This is a genomic window from Streptomyces sp. NPDC006207 (genome assembly GCF_040613835.1).
In the GTDB taxonomy this organism is placed as follows: domain Bacteria; phylum Actinomycetota; class Actinomycetes; order Streptomycetales; family Streptomycetaceae; genus Actinacidiphila.
Genome location: NZ_JBEXSX010000006.1, coordinates 89,879 through 105,618, shown reverse-complemented (window position 1 = coordinate 105,618; position 15,740 = coordinate 89,879). Strand labels below are relative to the sequence as shown.

The 15,740-nt window shown below is 74.1% G+C and carries 16 protein-coding genes; 5 read left to right on the top strand and 11 right to left on the bottom strand.

All coding sequences use genetic code 11. From position 1 onward, the window contains the following. Window positions 1–47 precede the first annotated feature (47 nt). Window positions 48–923, bottom strand: coding sequence for an Fpg/Nei family DNA glycosylase (locus ABZ312_RS06555; protein ID WP_500325098.1), 876 nt, complete (start codon window positions 921–923; stop codon window positions 48–50). Between the two features lie 147 nt (window positions 924–1,070). Here ABZ312_RS06555 and ABZ312_RS06550 point away from each other — a divergent pair, with 147 nt between their 5' ends. After that, complete coding sequence (locus tag ABZ312_RS06550) at window positions 1,071–1,763, top strand: hypothetical protein (protein ID WP_500325100.1); 693 nt, start codon at window positions 1,071–1,073, stop codon at window positions 1,761–1,763. Between the two features lie 50 nt (window positions 1,764–1,813). Here the strand turns inward: ABZ312_RS06550 and ABZ312_RS06545 are convergent, their stop codons facing one another. Next, entirely contained in the window at window positions 1,814–4,237 is a 2,424-nt protein-coding gene (locus tag ABZ312_RS06545) for a SpoIIE family protein phosphatase (RefSeq protein WP_500357914.1), read from the bottom strand. A gap of 188 nt (window positions 4,238–4,425) precedes the next feature. Between ABZ312_RS06545 and lnt the strand changes: the two genes are divergently transcribed. Further along, window positions 4,426–5,952, top strand: coding sequence for an apolipoprotein N-acyltransferase (lnt, locus tag ABZ312_RS06540; protein ID WP_500325104.1), 1,527 nt, complete (start codon window positions 4,426–4,428; stop codon window positions 5,950–5,952). Here lnt and ABZ312_RS06535 read toward each other — a convergent pair. Both ABZ312_RS06535 and ABZ312_RS06530 read right to left on the bottom strand, forming a co-directional pair. Next, entirely contained in the window at window positions 5,924–6,838 is a 915-nt protein-coding gene (locus ABZ312_RS06535; protein WP_500325106.1) for a Gfo/Idh/MocA family protein, read from the bottom strand. The two genes, lnt and ABZ312_RS06535, sit on opposite strands and share 29 nt — an antisense overlap. Window positions 6,839–6,851: 13 nt before the next feature. Next, window positions 6,852–8,063, bottom strand: a complete 1,212-nt coding sequence (locus ABZ312_RS06530; RefSeq protein WP_500325108.1) for an FAD-dependent monooxygenase — start codon at window positions 8,061–8,063, stop codon at window positions 6,852–6,854. Between the two features lie 577 nt (window positions 8,064–8,640). Between ABZ312_RS06530 and ABZ312_RS06525 the strand changes: the two genes are divergently transcribed. Both ABZ312_RS06525 and ABZ312_RS06520 read left to right on the top strand, forming a co-directional pair. After that, on the top strand, window positions 8,641–9,237 hold the full coding sequence (locus ABZ312_RS06525) for a TetR/AcrR family transcriptional regulator (protein ID WP_500325110.1): 597 nt from the start codon (window positions 8,641–8,643) through the stop codon (window positions 9,235–9,237). 31 nt (window positions 9,238–9,268) lie between these two features. Beyond that, window positions 9,269–9,787 carry a DinB family protein gene (locus tag ABZ312_RS06520; protein ID WP_500325111.1) on the top strand — a complete coding sequence of 173 codons (519 nt, stop codon included), beginning with the start codon at window positions 9,269–9,271 and terminating at the stop codon, window positions 9,785–9,787. A gap of 4 nt (window positions 9,788–9,791) precedes the next feature. Here the strand turns inward: ABZ312_RS06520 and ABZ312_RS06515 are convergent, their stop codons facing one another. The 7 genes from ABZ312_RS06515 to ABZ312_RS06485 all read right to left on the bottom strand — a co-directional run bounded on the left by ABZ312_RS06515 (window position 9,792) and on the right by ABZ312_RS06485 (window position 15,029). Continuing rightward, entirely contained in the window at window positions 9,792–10,247 is a 456-nt protein-coding gene (locus tag ABZ312_RS06515) for a hypothetical protein (protein WP_500325113.1), read from the bottom strand. 67 nt (window positions 10,248–10,314) lie between these two features. Further along, complete coding sequence (locus ABZ312_RS06510; RefSeq protein WP_500325115.1) at window positions 10,315–10,995, bottom strand: uracil-DNA glycosylase; 681 nt, start codon at window positions 10,993–10,995, stop codon at window positions 10,315–10,317. A gap of 77 nt (window positions 10,996–11,072) precedes the next feature. Continuing rightward, window positions 11,073–12,056 carry an aldo/keto reductase gene (locus tag ABZ312_RS06505; protein WP_500357913.1) on the bottom strand — a complete coding sequence of 328 codons (984 nt, stop codon included), beginning with the start codon at window positions 12,054–12,056 and terminating at the stop codon, window positions 11,073–11,075. Window positions 12,057–12,157: 101 nt separating this feature from the next. Continuing rightward, complete coding sequence (locus ABZ312_RS06500; protein WP_500325118.1) at window positions 12,158–12,919, bottom strand: SDR family oxidoreductase; 762 nt, start codon at window positions 12,917–12,919, stop codon at window positions 12,158–12,160. Between the two features lie 22 nt (window positions 12,920–12,941). Further along, window positions 12,942–13,703: a 3-oxoacyl-ACP reductase FabG gene (fabG, locus tag ABZ312_RS06495; RefSeq protein ID WP_500436643.1), complete on the bottom strand. Its 762-nt coding sequence runs from the start codon at window positions 13,701–13,703 to the stop codon at window positions 12,942–12,944. A 118-nt stretch (window positions 13,704–13,821) separates the two neighbouring features. Next, a complete protein-coding gene (locus ABZ312_RS06490) occupies window positions 13,822–14,214 on the bottom strand; it encodes a DUF3037 domain-containing protein (protein WP_500325122.1) in 393 nt (130 codons plus the stop codon). Beyond that, window positions 14,211–15,029 carry a HipA family kinase gene (locus ABZ312_RS06485; RefSeq protein WP_500325123.1) on the bottom strand — a complete coding sequence of 273 codons (819 nt, stop codon included), beginning with the start codon at window positions 15,027–15,029 and terminating at the stop codon, window positions 14,211–14,213. The genes ABZ312_RS06490 and ABZ312_RS06485 overlap by 4 nt, the downstream gene beginning before the upstream one ends. A gap of 146 nt (window positions 15,030–15,175) precedes the next feature. Here ABZ312_RS06485 and ABZ312_RS06480 point away from each other — a divergent pair, with 146 nt between their 5' ends. Next, a complete protein-coding gene (locus tag ABZ312_RS06480) occupies window positions 15,176–15,682 on the top strand; it encodes a hypothetical protein (protein ID WP_500325125.1) in 507 nt (168 codons plus the stop codon). Window positions 15,683–15,740: the final 58 nt, after the last annotated feature.

The following is a 15,740-nucleotide window of genomic DNA, read 5'->3' as shown; positions in this document are numbered from 1 at the left end:
GCACCCTTTCGGTCACCAGTCATCCTGGGTCACCGTCCGCCGGGCGGCTACTTCAGCAGCCGCGACATCCTCCGGTCGGCGAGCGGCTTCCCGCCGGTCTGGCAGGTGGGGCAGTACTGCAGGGAGGAGTCGCTGAAGGAGACCTCGCGGATCGTGTCGCCGCAGACGGGGCACGGTTCGCCGGTGCGCCCGTGCACCCGCAGCCCGGTCTTCTTCTCGCCCTTCAGGTCTCCCGCTGCCAGGCCGCGGGAGCGTTCGACGGCGTCCCGGAGGGTGGTGAGCAGCGCTTCGTACAACCGGCTGACCTCCTCCGCGGAGAGGTTCGCGGCGAGCGCGTACGGCGACATCCTGGCGGCGTGCAGCACCTCGTCCGAATAGGCGTTGCCGACACCGGCGATGACGCCCTGGTCGCGCAGGACGCCCTTGATGCGGCGGCGTTCACCGGAGAGCAGGGCCGCGAAGACCTCGAGGGTGAAGGCGGCATCGAGCGGTTCGGGGCCGAGGCGGGCGATGCCGGGGACGTCCGCGAGGTCCCGGACGCAGTGGACGGCGAGCCGCTTCTGCGTCCCCGCCTCCGTCAGGTCGAAGCCGGCGCCCTCCGGTTCCGCCATCAGCAGCCGCAGTGCCAGCGGGCCCTTGCCGGGGCGGGGCGGGGTCGTGGGCAGGTCGTCCTTCCAGCGCAGCCAGCCGCCCCGGGCCAGGTGGACGGCGAGGTACGGGGCCGCGCCCTCGTCGGTGGTGAAGACCAGGAACTTGCCGCGGCGCCCGACGGAGGTCACGGTGCGCCCGTGCAGCGCGTCCAGCGGGGGGTCGTAGGTCTTCAGGACGCTCACCGCCACCGGCAGCACCCGGGCGATGGCGTGGCCGGCCATGCGGCCGGTGAGGAAACCGGCCAGGGCTTCGACTTCGGGCAGCTCCGGCATGCGACCAGTGTGCGCCCCGGGGCGGCGGGGTGCGAGCGGCGACGGAGCGGTTCCGCCCGGTTTCGGCGCCAATACCGCACGATGAACAGACAGTTGGATCTTCGGGAGAACTGGACATCGGGCCGCCGGATGTGAATGATCGCAGCCATGGCCGATTCTCTCCCCCTGCCCGCCGAGGCACCGAGCCACCCCGACCCGGGTGCGCTGGACCCCACCGAGGTGATACCCCGGCCGCAGCCGGTGGAGGCGGGTGAGGCCGCGGAGGTCAAGGTCATCAGCGGAGAGGTCGTCGGGGGCCGCCACCGTGGGCAGCGCGGCGGTCCCGGCCGCGGCTCGCTGGGCACCGCCGTGCTGACGGCGACCGGCGCCATCGCGGGACTGTCCATGCTCATGCCGCACGGCGGCTCCGGCGACGTCGCGGAAGCCGCCCAGGGGCCGGCCAGGGCCGTACCGGACGGGTCCGTCGAGGACGCCATGGTGCCGACCGCCGCGGGCGCGGCCGTCTCCGCCGAGACCACGAAGGCCGACACGGCGGTCACGAAGGCCGCGTCGACGGGCACGGGTACGGGTGCGGGTACGGGCACCGCGGCGAGCACCGGTACGCACGACACCGCGCGGCCGGACGCTCCGGGCGACGCCCCGGCCCCGGGCCGCCACGCCCGCGTCAGCGGCACCTGGGACAGCGAGGACTGGCAGGAGGCCGTGGCCCGCACCATCGCCGCGCACCGCTCGGGCGAGCAGGGTCACCTCGGCGGCCGGCACCGCACCGGCGGCGGCACCGACTGGCACGGCGGCCAGTGGAACGGCGGCCGGCAGGGCGACTGGTCCCGCGGCGGCTGACGTCGCTTCAGGGGCGGTTCGGCCGACGGGGATGACGCTGCGTCAGGGAGTCAGACCAATTCCTGCTCGGCCCAGATCGTCTTGCCGGTGGGCGTCTGCCGGGATCCCCAGCGCTGGGTGAACTGGGCGACGAGCAGCAGCCCGCGGCCGCCCTCGTCGAAGATCCGGGCACGGCGCAGGTGCGGGGCGGTGCTGCTGGTGTCGGAGACCTCGCAGATCAAGGTGGCGTCGCGGATCAGCCGGACCTGGATCGGGCCGCCGCCGGCGTAGCGGATCGCGTTGGTGACCAGTTCGCTGACGACCAGTTCGGTGATGAACACGGCCTCCCCCAGCCCCCACTCGCGGAGTTGCTCCGCGGCCGTCCTGCGCGCCTGCCCGACGACGGCCGGGTCGTCGGGCAGCTCCCAGGTGGCGACCTGGTGGGCGTCGAGGGCGCGGGTCCGGGCGACCAGCAGGGCGATGTCGTCGCAGGGCCGGTCCGGCAGCAGCCCGTACAGCACGTTGTCGCAGAGTTCGTCCAGGCTCCCGGCCGGCCGGGTGAGCGTCCGGGCGAGCAGCGCGAGCCCCGCGTCGACGTCGTGCCCGGCCGATTCGATCAGGCCGTCCGTGTACAGGGCCAGCAGGCTGCCCTCGGGCAGGTCCAGCTCCGCCGACTCGAAGGGCAGCCCGCCCAGCCCCAGCGGCGGCCCCGCCGGCAGGTCGGGGAAGTCGGCCCGGCCGCCGGGCAGGACCACGGCGGGCAGCGGGTGGCCGGCGCGTGCCATGGTGCAGCGCCGGGTGACGGGGTCGTAGACCGCGTACAGGCAGGTGGCGCCGACCTCCCCGTAGAACTGGTCCGAGCCGCCCTCGATGCCCTGCCCCTGCTCCATGTCGAGGCGTACCACCAGGTCGTCGAGCTGGGTGAGGAGTTCGTCGGGCGCCAGGTCGACGTCGGCGAGGGTCCGCACGGCGGTGCGCAGCCGTCCCATCGTCGCCGAGGCGTGCACCCCGTGGCCGACGACGTCGCCCACCACGAGCGCCACCCGGGCGCCGCTGAGCGGGATCACGTCGAACCAGTCGCCGCCCACGCCCGCCCGGGAGCCGGCCGGCAGGTAGCGGGAGGCGACCTCGACGGCGGCCTGCCGCGGGGAGTGCTGGGGGAGCATGCTGCGCTGCAGGGTGAGGGCGGTGGCCCGTTCCCTGGAGTAGCGGCGGGCGTTGTCCACGCAGACGGCGGCCCGGGCGGCGATCTCCTCGGCGAGCAGCAGGTCGTCGGCGTGGAAGGGGTCGAGGGTGCGGTGCCGGATGAAGATCGCCAGTCCGAGGGTCGCGCCCCGGGCGCGCAGCGGCACGACCATCAGCGAGTGCACGCCGTAGTCGACGACGCTCCTGCCGCGGGCGCGGTCGTACTCCGTCCAGCGCCGGATCTCCGGCTCATGGGTGCGGTGCAGCGACCCCCGCCCGGTGACCAGGGCGCAGGCGGCCGGCGAGTGCTCGGGCACCATGTCCAGCTCCCCGACCTGGGCGGCGGCCTCGGGGCAGCCGGGCAGCACGGACTGCTGGGCGACGCGGCGGAAGGCGAGGGCGCCCGCGGCCGGCAGCGGGCCGGGTTCCTCACCGCGGACGACGGAGTCCAGCAGGTCGACGCTGACCATGTCGGCGAACCGCCGTACGGAGACGTCGGCGAGTTCCTGCGCGGTGCGGGTGATGTCCAGGGTGGTGCCGATGCAGGTGCTCGCCTCGTTGACGATGTCCAGCCGGCGCCGGGCGTGGAACTGCTCGGTCGTCTCGTAGACCGCGGCGGACACCCCGGTGACCTGTCCCGACCCGTCCTTGAGCGGGAAGACCAGCATCGCGTACGCGTGGTCGCGGTCGTCGCCGGGCGGGCGGCCGAGGCTCTCCAGGCGCGCGGTCGCGCCGGTCTGCATCACCTCCTCCTGGACGCGGTCGAACTCCTCGAAGGCCGCGCCGGGCATGAACTCGCGCAGCCGCTGCCCGCGGACCTCCTCCACGCTCCTGCCGACCAGGCGCTCCATCGCCGCGTTGGCGGTGCTGAGCCGTACCTCGCGGTCGTAGACGGCGACGGCGACCGGGAGCTGGGCGAGGACCCCGGCGTCCGGTTCCGGTCGCCCGGGGGCGGTCGCGGCCGCGGTGACGGCCCAGTGCGCGGTGCCCGACGCGTCGCTGAGGAGGCGCAGCCCCAGCCGGACCGGCACGTCCCCGCCGTCGCGGTGGCGCAGGACGACGGGGCCCGCCCAGGCGCGTCCGGCGGCGATGCGGCGCAGTGCGGCGAAGGGCAGCGGCGCGGCGAGCAGGGTGCCGGCGGGCCGGCCGAGCACCTCGGCGGACGACCAGCCGAGCAGCCGGCAGGCGTCCTCGCCCCAGGCGGTCAGCACCCCCGTGTCACCGGCAGCGACGGCAGCGGCCGCGGGCGGCGTCAGCCCGTGGCGCTCCTTCCCTCCCCCGTGCTCCCCGTGGCCGGTGCGCCTTCCCATGGGTACGTCCTCGTCCTCACGGCCGTTCCCCCTCAGCATGGTCCCCCGCCGGGGCACTCTCAACCGGCGTGCGCGGCGGGGGCGCGGCGCGCACGGCACGGGGCCGCCGGTTCACGCGCCGTGGCCCTCTGGGCAAGGCCGTCCGGACGAACGAGACTAAGGCCAGGCGAGTGTGAGGAGTGGCGCAGGTGACGGTGAAGGTCGACGGGCCGCGGACGGTCTCCCCCCGTCTCGCCTCACCCTGGACGCGCGGTGCGGCGGCCGCGGCGGCGGGGGCGCTGCCGGCGCTGGCGTTCCCCGCGCCGTCGCTGTGGTGGCTGGCGTACGTCGCCCTCGTGCCGTGGATGCTGCTGGCGCGCGCCGCACCGACGGGGCGGCGGGCCGCCGTGGACGGCTGGCTGGGCGGGGCCGGCTTCATGGTGGCCGTGCACCACTGGCTGATCCCGAGCCTGCACGTCTTCATCGTGCTCATCGCCCTGCTGCTGGGGGCCCTGTGGGCGCCGTGGGGGTGGCTGGTGCGGCGGCTGCTCGGGGGCACGCCGGGCCGCCGTACGGTCCTGGCGGCGACGGTGCTGGTGCCGTCCGCCTGGCTGCTGGTCGAGCTGGTGCGGTCGTGGGAGTACCTGGGCGGGCCGTGGGGGCTGCTGGGGGCGAGCCAGTGGCAGGTGACGCCGGCGCTGCGGCTGGCCTCGATCGGGGGCGTGTGGCTGGTCAGCTTCCTGGTGGTGGCGGTCAACACGGCCCTGGCCGCGCTGCTCGTGGTGCCCTCCTGCCGGGCGGCCGCGGGGTCCGTGCTGGCCGCCGCGGCGGTGGGCACGACGGCGGTGTGGGCCTGGGCGCCGGTCCCGGGCCGCAGCGGGGAGTCCGTGCGGGTGGCGGTCGTGCAGCCGGGGGTCATCAGCGGGCCGCAACCGCGCTTCGACCAGGGGGAGCGGCTGACCCGTACGCTCGCGGGCAAGGGCGTGGACCTGGTGGTGTGGGGGGAGAGCAGCGTCGGCTTCGACCTGTCCGCCCGCCCCGGCCTGGCGAACCGGCTGGCCGCGCTGTCCCGGGACGTCGGCGCCGACATCCTGGTCAACGTCGACGCCCGGCGGGCGGACGGCCTCGGGATATCCAAGACCTCGGTCCTGATGGGCCCCGACGGGCCGGTCGGCCCGAGCTACGACAAGATGCGGCTGGTGCCGTTCGGCGAGTACGTCCCGGCCCGTACGGTGCTGGGCTGGGCCACGTCGGTGGGCAGGGCGGCGGGTGAGGACCGGATCCGGGGGGACCACCAGGTGGTCATGGACGCGGGCACGGTGCGGCTGGGGCCCCTGGTGTGCTTCGAGTCGGCGTTCCCCGACATGAGCCGGCACCTCACGGACGACGGGGCGCAGCTGCTGGTGGCGCAGTCCTCCACGTCCTCGTTCCAGGGGAGCTGGGCGCCCGCGCAGCACGCCTCGCTGGCGGCACTGCGCTCGGCCGAGTCCTGGCGGCCGATGGTGCACGCGACGCTGACCGGGATCAGTGCGGTCCACGACGCCCGCGGCGAGCGGATCGGCCCGTCGCTGGGCACGTCGCGCAGCGCGGCGCAGGTCTACGACGTGCCGCTGGGTTCCGGGCGCAGCCCGTACGACCGGCTCGGCGACTGGGTGCCCCGGCTGGCGGTGCTGCTGCTGGCCGGGGCGGGCGCGTACGAGGCGGCGCTCAGGAGGTCTGCCCGGTCACGGCGGTGACGACGCGCTCGCACAGTTCATGGGTCTGCAGCGCGTCGCGGGCGTCGAGGGGCTTGCCGTGCCGTACGGCGTCGAGGAACGCGAGGGCGATGCCCTCTATGCCGCGCTGGCGGGCGACGGGGACCCAGTCGCCGCGGCGGCGGACGGTGGGCTGACCCTTGTGGTCCACGACCTCGGCCAGGTTGAACACCTGGCGCTTGCTGTCCTGGCCCATGACCTCCAGGACCTCCTCGTTGGAGCCGCTCATGCGGTTCATCACGCCGATCGCGGTGAAGCCGTCGCCGGACAGCTGGAGCGTGACGTGGTGGAGCAGCCCGCCGCGGACCCGTGCCCGGACGTCGGTGTGCTCGACGGGGCCGGGGAGGAGGAAGCGCAGGGTGTCGACGACGTGGATGAAGTCGTCGAAGACGACGGTGCGCGCGGTCTCCGGGTGTCCGATGCGGTTCTTCTGCAGGAGGATCAGGTCGCGCGGGTGGTCGGCGCACTGCACGTAGCCCGGCGCGTGGCGGCGGTTGAAGCCGACCGTCAGCCCGACCCCGCGCTCCTCGGCGAGGCGCACCAGGTGCTCGGCCCCGGCCAGGTCGTAGGCGAGCGGTTTGTCGACGTAGACGGGGACGCCCGCGGCGATGAGGCGTTCGGTGATCTCCACGTGCGTCTCGGTGGGGGCGTGCACGAACGCCCCGTCGAGCCCCTGGTCGAGCAGGGCGTCGAGGGTCTCGTGGCGGTGCGGGACCGGGACCCGGTGGGTGTCGCCGACGGCGTCGAGGGTGGCGCGGGTGCGGGTGTGCAGGTGGAGTTCCACCCCCGGCTGCGCGGTCAGCACCGGCAGGTACGCCTTGCGCGCGATGTCGCCGAGTCCGATGACCCCGATCCTGAGGGGTTCCATGTGCCGCTCCCGCCTACGCCTGCTGTGCCTGACCTGTGCCGTCGGCAGCATACGGGCCGGCCGGCGGCCGCCAGTCGGCGATCCCGTCGAGGCTGCGCAGGGCCAGGCGCGGGCCGACCCGGTTGACGGTGGCGAACAGGGCGTCGCGCAGCGCGACGGCGGGCGGCGAGGACCAGGTGGTGAGCCTCCCGATGCTCCAGGAGCGGCGTACGACGCCCGTCGTGCGGGGCAGCCGCTGCGCGGTGTAGGCGGCCAGGGCGCGCGCCACGGCCTCGTCCGCGGCGTCGGGGGCGGCGAGGTGGGCGAGGACGACGGCGTCCTCCAGGGCCTGGCAGCCGCCCTGGCCGAGGTTGGGCGTCATGGCGTGCGCCGCGTCGCCGAGCAGGGCGATGCGCCCCTGGTGGAAGGCGGGCAGCCCTCGCGCGAGGTGGTGGACGTCGTTGCGGAGCACTGCGCCGGGGGCGGCGCAGTCGATCAGCTCGGGCACCGGCTGGTGCCAGTCGCCGAACAGCCGCCGCAGCTCGGTGCGTTCGTCCCCGCCGGGGGCGCGGCCGCCCGGCGGGGTCACGGCGGTCGCGTAGCAGTAGACGCGGCCGCCGGTGAGCGGGACGGTGCCCCACAGCCGGCCGCGCCCCCAGGTCTCGTGCGGGAGGTACGCGGAGGGTGCCGGCACGACCGTGCGCCAGCTGGTGAACCCGCTGTAGACCGGCCCCGGGTGCGCCGGGAACAGCGCGGCGCGCACGGCTGAGTTGATCCCGTCGGCGGCGACCACCAGATCGGCGTCGATCGTCCCGTCCCCGGTGGTGACCTTCCCCCCGGGGGAGGCGGACAGGACCCGGGTCCCGGTGCGCAGCGCGCCGTCCGGCAGGAGGCCCGACAGCACGGCCACCAACTCCGCCCGGTGGGCGATCACCACGGGTCCGCCGAACCGCTCGGCGGCGGCCTCGCCGCTGGTCCGGGAGAGCCAGCGCCCGTCGGGGCGGCGCAGCCCGCCCTCGCCCTGGAAGGCGGCCATGGCGCGCACGGCCCCGCCGACCCCGAGCGCGTCCAGCGCACGCAGGCCGTTGGGCGCGATGCCGATCCCGGCTCCGACGGGTTCGAGCGCCGCGGCCCGCTCCAGGACGGTCACCCGCCATCCGCGCCGGCGCAAGGCCACGGCGGCGGCCAGCCCTCCGATGCCGGCTCCGACGACGACGGCGTACGGCTGACGCGATGTGCGGCCCATGGCTTCGGCTCCCCTCCGCAGGCTACAGGTGTAGTGGAGCGTACTACATCTGTAGTATCCCGGGGAGGGCGCCGGAGCCGCACGCGAACCTGGGGACGGCGACGTCCGGCGGCACCGGACCCGGAGACGGTGCCGCCCAGGGCCTCGGCGCGGTTCCGGAACCCCTACGGCGGTCCACCGACCGGCGAGGGAACAAGCGGGGACGACGGTCGCCCAGGCCCTCGTCAAGGCGCGCGGTGACACCGAGCCGGGTGACGGCCCACCCGGGCCAACCCCGTCCTGCAAAGGCGCCCTTCGCCCCGGCCGACGGGGGTGGGGTCCGGCCACGCCGGATCCCGGTGACGGTGCCGCCCGAGACCCCCACCCTGGCTCGTCAGGCCCGGCAGGCGACGGGCTGCCCGGGCACCGGGTGAGGGAAGGACGGCGGGGCGGGGGCCCGGGCGGCGTCCCGCCGCCTCGGCCCGGGTGAACCGGCCGGCGTCGGGGCCTTCCGTCACGCCGAACCCAGGTGACGACGATGCCGCTCGCCGGTACACGAGCAGGGCGGGGCCGGAGCCGGGGCCGGTAGGTTGCCGTCATGAGCACCGCGCAGACGTCCCGCCCCGAGCTGATCGCAGACACCGCACTCGCCCTGCTCGCCGAGCGGGGCATGCGCGGGCTGACCCACCGTGCGGTCGACGAGGCGGCCGGTCTGCCGCAGGGCTCGACGTCCAACCACGCCCGGACCCGCGCGGCCCTCCTGGAGGCGGCGGTCCGCAGGCTGGCCTTCCGCGAGTCGCAGACGGCCCACGCCCCCGCGTCCGCGCCCGGGCCCGAGGGGCTGGCCGCGCTGCTCGCACACTTCCTGCACCGCTCCGTCACCGAGGCCCGTGACCTCACGCGCGCCCGCCTGGAACTCGCCCTGGAGGCCACCCGGCGCCCCGAGTTGCGCACGGTCTACGACACCGCGGGTCGCGCCTTCCGCGAGCAACTGGAGGCGATGCTGCGCGCCGTGGGCTCCGCCGAGCCGGAGCGTCACGCACGGTCGCTCATCGCGTGGTGCGACGGCGTCCTCTTCCATTCCGTCGCGGGCGCCGGGTCCACCTCGCCCCCGCCCGAGGCCGAGTTGCGGGCGGGCGCGGCCGACCTGTTGCGCGGGATGCTCGGTGGCGGCTCCGGCGGCTCGGCCGGTTAATGCGTCGACGCCGTCAGAGGCCCCCGCCATCATGGCGGCCATGACGACGACGCCGGAGCGCACCGACCCGCCCTACATCGCCGACGAGCGCACCATGCTGGAGAGCTGGCTGGACTTCCACCGCGACACCCTCGCGATGAAGTGCGCCGGCCTGGACGACGAACAGCTGCGCACCCCCAGCGCGCCCCCCTCCGACCTCACCCTGCTCGGCCTGGTCCGGCACATGGCCGGGGTCGAACGGGGCTGGTTCCGCACCGTGCTCGCCGGAGAGGACGTGCCCCCGCTCTACCTCACCGAGGATGACCCCGACGGCGAGTTCCACGACCTCGCCCAGGCCGACACCGCCGAGGCGTTCGCCACCTGGCGCGCCGAGATCGCGCACGCCCGCGAGCTGACCCGCCACCGGTCGCTCGACGACATCGGGCTGCGCCGCGGCAAGCACGAAATCTCCCTGCGCTGGATCTACGTCCACATGATCGAGGAGTACGCCCGCCACAACGGCCACGCCGACCTGATCCGCGAACGCATCGACGGGGTGACGGGCGACTGACGCCTCAGTCCGGCACCCGGTGCAGCAACTCGTCGCAGAGCACGCCCGGGTCGCCGGACTCCACGCACAGGCGGGTGTCGTCGCGCCAGTCCTCGACGATGCCCAGCCCCGAGAACCCGTCGAGCTCCACGTAGCGGTGGTGGAACGTCCAGGTACCGCCCGTGGTCTTCACCCCGTCGACCCACCGGCCGGGGATGAAGACCTGGGCGGGCATCCGGGAGGCGGAGAAGTGGCCGTCCGGGTCGAACCTGATGGAACCGTCCCCGTCGTCCGTCGCCCAGGTGCCGAGCACCGCGCCGCGCGACGCGACGGAGGCCGGCGCCACGTCCGCCGTCAGAAGGTGCTGGATCACCCGGACGTCGACAAACGCGCCGAGCACGAGTCCGGCCGTCCATGCCGCCGCTTCGGCCCGGCGGCGCGCCCTGCCCGTGCGCGGCCCCGTCCATCCCGTCCATTCCATCGGCATCTCCCCCCCTCGGCCCGGGCCCGGCGACGACCCCCGTGCGTCGCCCGGCCCGGGCACGGACTCAGCGGCCCAGGTCCGGGATGCGCCAGTCCACCGGGTCGTGGCCCTGTGCCTTGAGCGCCTCGTCGATCTGGGTGAAGGGACGGCTGCCGAGGAAGAGCTTGGCCGACAGCGGCGACGGGTGGGCGCCCTGGACGACCGCGTGCCGCTCGGTGTCGATCAGCGGCAGCTTCTTCTTGGCGTAGTTGCCCCACAGGACGAAGACCGCCGGGTCGGGCCGGGACGCAACGGCCCTGATGACCGCGTCGGTGAACTTCTCCCAGCCCTTGCCCTTGTGCGAGTTGGCCTCGGCCTCGCGCACCGTCAGCACCGCGTTGAGCAGCAGCACGCCCTGCTCCGCCCACGGCATCAGGTAGCCGTTGTCCGGGATCGGGTAGCCGTACTCCTCCTTCATCTCCTTGAAGATGTTCCGCAGGGAGGGCGGGGTCTTGACACCCGGCTGCACCGAGAAGCACAGCCCGTGCCCCTGGCCCTCGCCGTGGTACGGGTCCTGGCCGAGGACCAGCACCTTCACCTTGTCGTAGGGCGTGGCCTCCAGGGCCGCGAAGACCTGCTCGCGCGGCGGGAAGACCTTGTGCTTCCCGCGCTCCTCCTCCACGAACTCGGTGAGCTGGGTGAAGTAGGGCTTCTCCAGCTCCTCACCGAGGACGGCCTGCCAGGACTCGGGCAGCGTGATGGGCACGTCGGGAACCTCCGGTACGCGATCCGTTACTGGGGACGAACGTACCGTTCCGCACCGACAATCCGCCCGGCCGGGGGTCAGGCCGCGTCCAGCCGGGCCCGCAACTCCGGTTCGAGGTCCAGGTCGGCCGCCGCCAGGAGTTCGTCGAGCTGCGCGACGCTGCTCACCCCGAGCACCGGCAGGACGGGCACGTCCCCGCCCAGCAGCCAGGCCAGCACGACCTGGTTGGGGGTCGCCCCGGCCTGCCGCGCCACCTCCCGCAGGACGCGCAGCCGCCGCTCCGTCCCCCCGTGCCGGTACTGCCCGGGCACCGCCTTGTCGTCCCGGGTGTAGGCGCCGTGGACGAGCGTGGAGTACCCCAGCAGCGTCAGGTCGGGCTGGGTGCGGACGTGGTCGAGGAGTTCGGCGTCGGCGTGCCGCTGGATGCCGAAGCGCGCCTGCGGCCGCGGCCGGAGGTAGGTGTGCCGCTGCTGGACGACCTGGTACCCCGGCAGGCCCCGTTCCGCGGCGATCCGGCGGGCCTCGGCGATGCGCCGCGTCGCGTGGTTGCTGACGCCGGGCGTACCGACCGTGCCGTCCGCGACGAGGCCGGCGAAGGCACCCACGGTCTCCTCCAGCGGGACGCGCGGGTCCTCGACGTGGGCGTAGTGGAGGTCGACGCGGTCGGTGCCCAGCCTGCGCAGGCTCTCCCTCAGGCCCGCCCGGACGACGTGCCCGGCCAGGCCCTCGGCGTTGCCGAGCCCGCCCTCGTCGTCGATCCACCGCGTACCGCGCGTGAGGTCGGGACGGGCGCCGACCTTGGTGGCGAGCACGACGTGCTCCCTCGCCCGTCGGCTGCGCAGCCAGCGGCCGAGCAGCAGTTCGCTCTCGTCGCCGGTGGCGCCGTCCACCCAGCAGGCGTAGTTGTTCGCGGTGTCGACGAAGGTGCCGCCGGCCTCGGTGAAGCGGTCGAGGATCGCGAAGGAGGTCTCCTCGTCGACCGTGGTGCCGAAGGGCAGGGCTCCCAGGCACAGGGTGCTGACCTTCGGTCCGGCGCCGCCGGACAGTGTGCGGTATCGCATGGTGCGCACTCCTCGGATACGGGCGGGTCCCTGGTGCCGGCCGCCGCTACGGCGGCCGGCACCAGGGACTGTGCACGTTGGAGTGCGGACGAACGCAAGCCTCAGGCGCCGACGCTGGCGTTGAGGAAGATGCCGCCGTCCACGACCAGGGTCTGGCCGGTGATCCAGGCAGCCGCGTCCGAGAGCAGGAAGGCGGCGGCGCCGCCGATGTCCTCGGGCACGCCGAGCCGCCCCAGCGGGTAGGCGGACGCGGCCTGCTCCTCGCGGCCCTCGTAGAGGGCGGAGGCGAACCTGGTCTTGACCACCGCGGGGGCGATGGCGTTGGCGCGGACACCGGGCGCCATCTCGGAGGCGAGCTGCAGCGTGAGGTTGACCATCGCGGCCTTGCTCATGCCGTACGCGCCGATGAAGGGGGAGGCGCTGATGCCCGCCACGGAGGCGATGTTGACGATCGCGCCGCCGTTCTCCTTCATCCACGCCTTGTACGTCTGCTGGGCGAAGCCGAGCGCGGAGATGACGTTGGTCTCGAAGACCTTGCGGGCGACGCCGAGGTCGAGCTCGGCGAGCGGGCCGAAGACCGGGTTCGTACCGGCGTTGTTGGCGAGGTAGTCGACGCGGCCGAAGGCCTCCATCGTCCGCTCGACGACCTCGGCCTGGTGCGCCTCGTCGTGGGCCTTGCCGGCCACGCCGAGGGCCCGGTCGGCGCCGAGCCGTTCGACGGCCTCCTTCAGCGCCTCCTCGTTGCGGCCGGTGATGACGACGCGGTCGCCGCGGGCGACGAGCGCCTCGGCGATGCCGTAGCCGATGCCGCGGCTGGCGCCGGTGACGATCGCGACGCGTCCGCTGTCGGGCTGGTTGCTCATGATGCGGGTCTCCTGTCGCGGTTCAGTCGAGCGGTCCGCCGGCCACGTACAGCACCTGGCCGGAGACGAAGCCCGCGTTGTCGCCGGTGAAGAAGGCGATGGCGTTGGCGACGTCGTCCGGGTTGCCGACGCGCTGGACGGGGATCTGGGTGGCGGCCGCGGCCTGGAACTCCTCGAAGCCCATGCCGATGCGGGAGGCGGTGGCGGCCGTCATGTCGGTGGCGATGAAGCCGGGGGCGACCGCGTTGGCCGTGACGCCGAACTTGCCGAGCTCGTGCGCGAGGGTCTTGGTGAAGCCCTGCAGGCCCGCCTTGGCGGCGGAGTAGTTGGCCTGGCCGCGGTTGCCGAGGGCGGAGGACGAGGACAGGTTGACCACGCGGCCGAAGTTGGCGTCCACCATGTGCTTCTGGACGGCGCGGGTCATCAGGAAGGCGCCGCGCAGGTGCACGTTCATGACCGTGTCCCAGTCGGACGCGCTCATCTTGAACAGCAGGTTGTCGCGGAGCACTCCCGCGTTGTTGACGAGGATCGTCGGCGCCCCGAGCTCCGCGGCGACGCGCGCGACCGCGGCCGCGACCTGCTCCTCGTCGGAGACGTCGGCGCCGATGGCGACGGCCCGGCCGCCCGCCTTGGTGATCTGCTCGACGGTGTCCTTGCACGCGGTCTCGTCGAGGTCCAGCACGGCCACGGCGCGGCCCTCCGCGGCCAGGCGCACGGCGGTGGCGGCGCCGATGCCGCGCGCCGCCCCTGTCACGATCGCTACGCGCTGCTCGGTGGTCGACATCTGCTCTCCTCAGCCCTGTGGGAGCGGTCGCGCAGGTGAGCGACCGCTTAGTACGTCCCGTAGCCGAAACCGTAGGAGCGCAGTGACCCTGTGTCAACGCCCACCGCGCCGATGTGGCTCAGCGCACCAGAAGATCCAGCAGACGGTCCACCTCGGCCTGCGGGTCCTCGGTCAGCCCGGTGTGGATCGGGCCCGGCTGCACGATGGTGCTGCGCGGCGCCGTCAGCCACCGGAAGCGCCGCCCAGGATCGTCCTCCGCCGCCTGCCCGGCCCGCTCACCGCCCGCGCAGATGCCCTCGTAGCCGCGCAGCGCCGCCCGCACGCCGGCGACGTCCACGTCGGGGTCGAGGCAGCGCAGCCGCGTCTCGTCCAGGTGGACCCGGGCGCCCACGAAGGACTTGGCACGGCAGTAGACCAGCACACCCGCGTTGATCAGCTCGCCGCGCTCGATCCGCGGCATCACGCGCACCAGGGCGTACTCGAACACATCGCGCCCGCTCGCCGTGCTCACTTGGCGGCCTTCCCCTCGACCCAGGTGCGCAGCCACTCCGGCGGCGCCTGCTTCTCCTGCTGCTTCGGGGCGAGGGTGATCCGCTCCCCCACGGAGCCGGCGCGCGCCAGCAGCACCCGCTCGTACGCGCGCCGCACCTCGTCCGGGCCCGCGAAACCGGGCTCGTCCACCAGCCACTCGTCGGGGACCTGTGCGGTGACCTCGCGCAGCAGCGCCTCGTCCACCCGCGGGGCGAGGTCGCGGGCGGCGGCCTCGACGTCCGGGGCGAAGCGGGCGAGGGCGTGGTCCGCGGCGTCGTACGGCTTGTCCGCGGCCTGGTCGGCGCCCTTCCAGTTGTGGTGGAAGATCAGCGAGGCGCCGTGGTCGATCAGCCAGAGGTCCTGGTGCCAGACCAGCATGTTCGGGTTGCGCCACGAGCGGTCGACGTTGCCCACGAGGGCGTCGAACCACACGATCCGGCCCGCCTCACCGGGCTCCACCTCGAAGACCAGCGGGTCGAAGCCGAGCGCACCGGGGAGGAAGTCCATGCCGAGGTTGAGGCCGCCGCTGGCCTTCAGCAGGTCCTGGATCTCCTGGTCCGGCTCGCCGAGCCCGATCACCGGGTCGAACTGGAACCGCACCAGCACCGGCACCCGCATGCCCAGCCGCCGGGCCAGCTCCCCCGCGATCACCTCCGCGACCAGTGCTTTGCGCCCCTGTGCGGCGCCCACGAACTTCACCACGTAGGTCCCCAGGTCGTCGGCCTCGACGACCCCGGGAACCGATCCGCCCTCACGCAACGGCGTGACGTAGCGGATCCCGGTCACTTCCTCCATGGGCGCATCCTAGGCGGAGCACACGACGCCGGCGTTCGGCCACGGGAGGCAACTTCGCCATGTTCATGGCAGGACGGTGAAGTCCGGTGCTAGCCTGCGCACTCCGATGACGCCCGATAAGGGCGGATACACACCGGGGGGCAACCTTGGAACTCGGACGCGGGCGCGTACGCGCCTGGGTGGCAGCATGGCTGCTGATCGCCCCGCTGTCCGTGCTGGGCACGACATCACCGGCGCAAGCCGCCGAGCGGTGCGTGGCCCCACCGACCGAGTACGTGGCGTACTCCGAAGTCGGGGCCCCCAACTATCCGGTGACGCTGCGCGGCATCATCACACGTCTCTACACCGGCATCCAGTCGGCGGGCGCCTACGGCGGCGCCTACGTGCCCGACGGCTCGTACGTCTCGATCGACCGTTCCATCAACGCCTTCTCACCGACGGCCGCCGAAGAGAAGGCCGGCCACGGCTACCGCACCAACGCACAGGTCACGGCCAATGGAGGCTACGACTACTGTCAGCGGTATCACTCAGGCACCACGGGGTGGACGCCTTCCCCGACGGTCCAGGGGCGGTACCACGCGGTGCGGCCTTGCCTGCGGGTCTACGGCGTCCTGGAGTGCGCGCCCAAGTGGTACGTCGACTTCGACGGCTGAACCGGCCGGACGGTGGCAGTGGCCGCCGGCACGGGCAGTCGCCGGCGCGAGCGGCCGT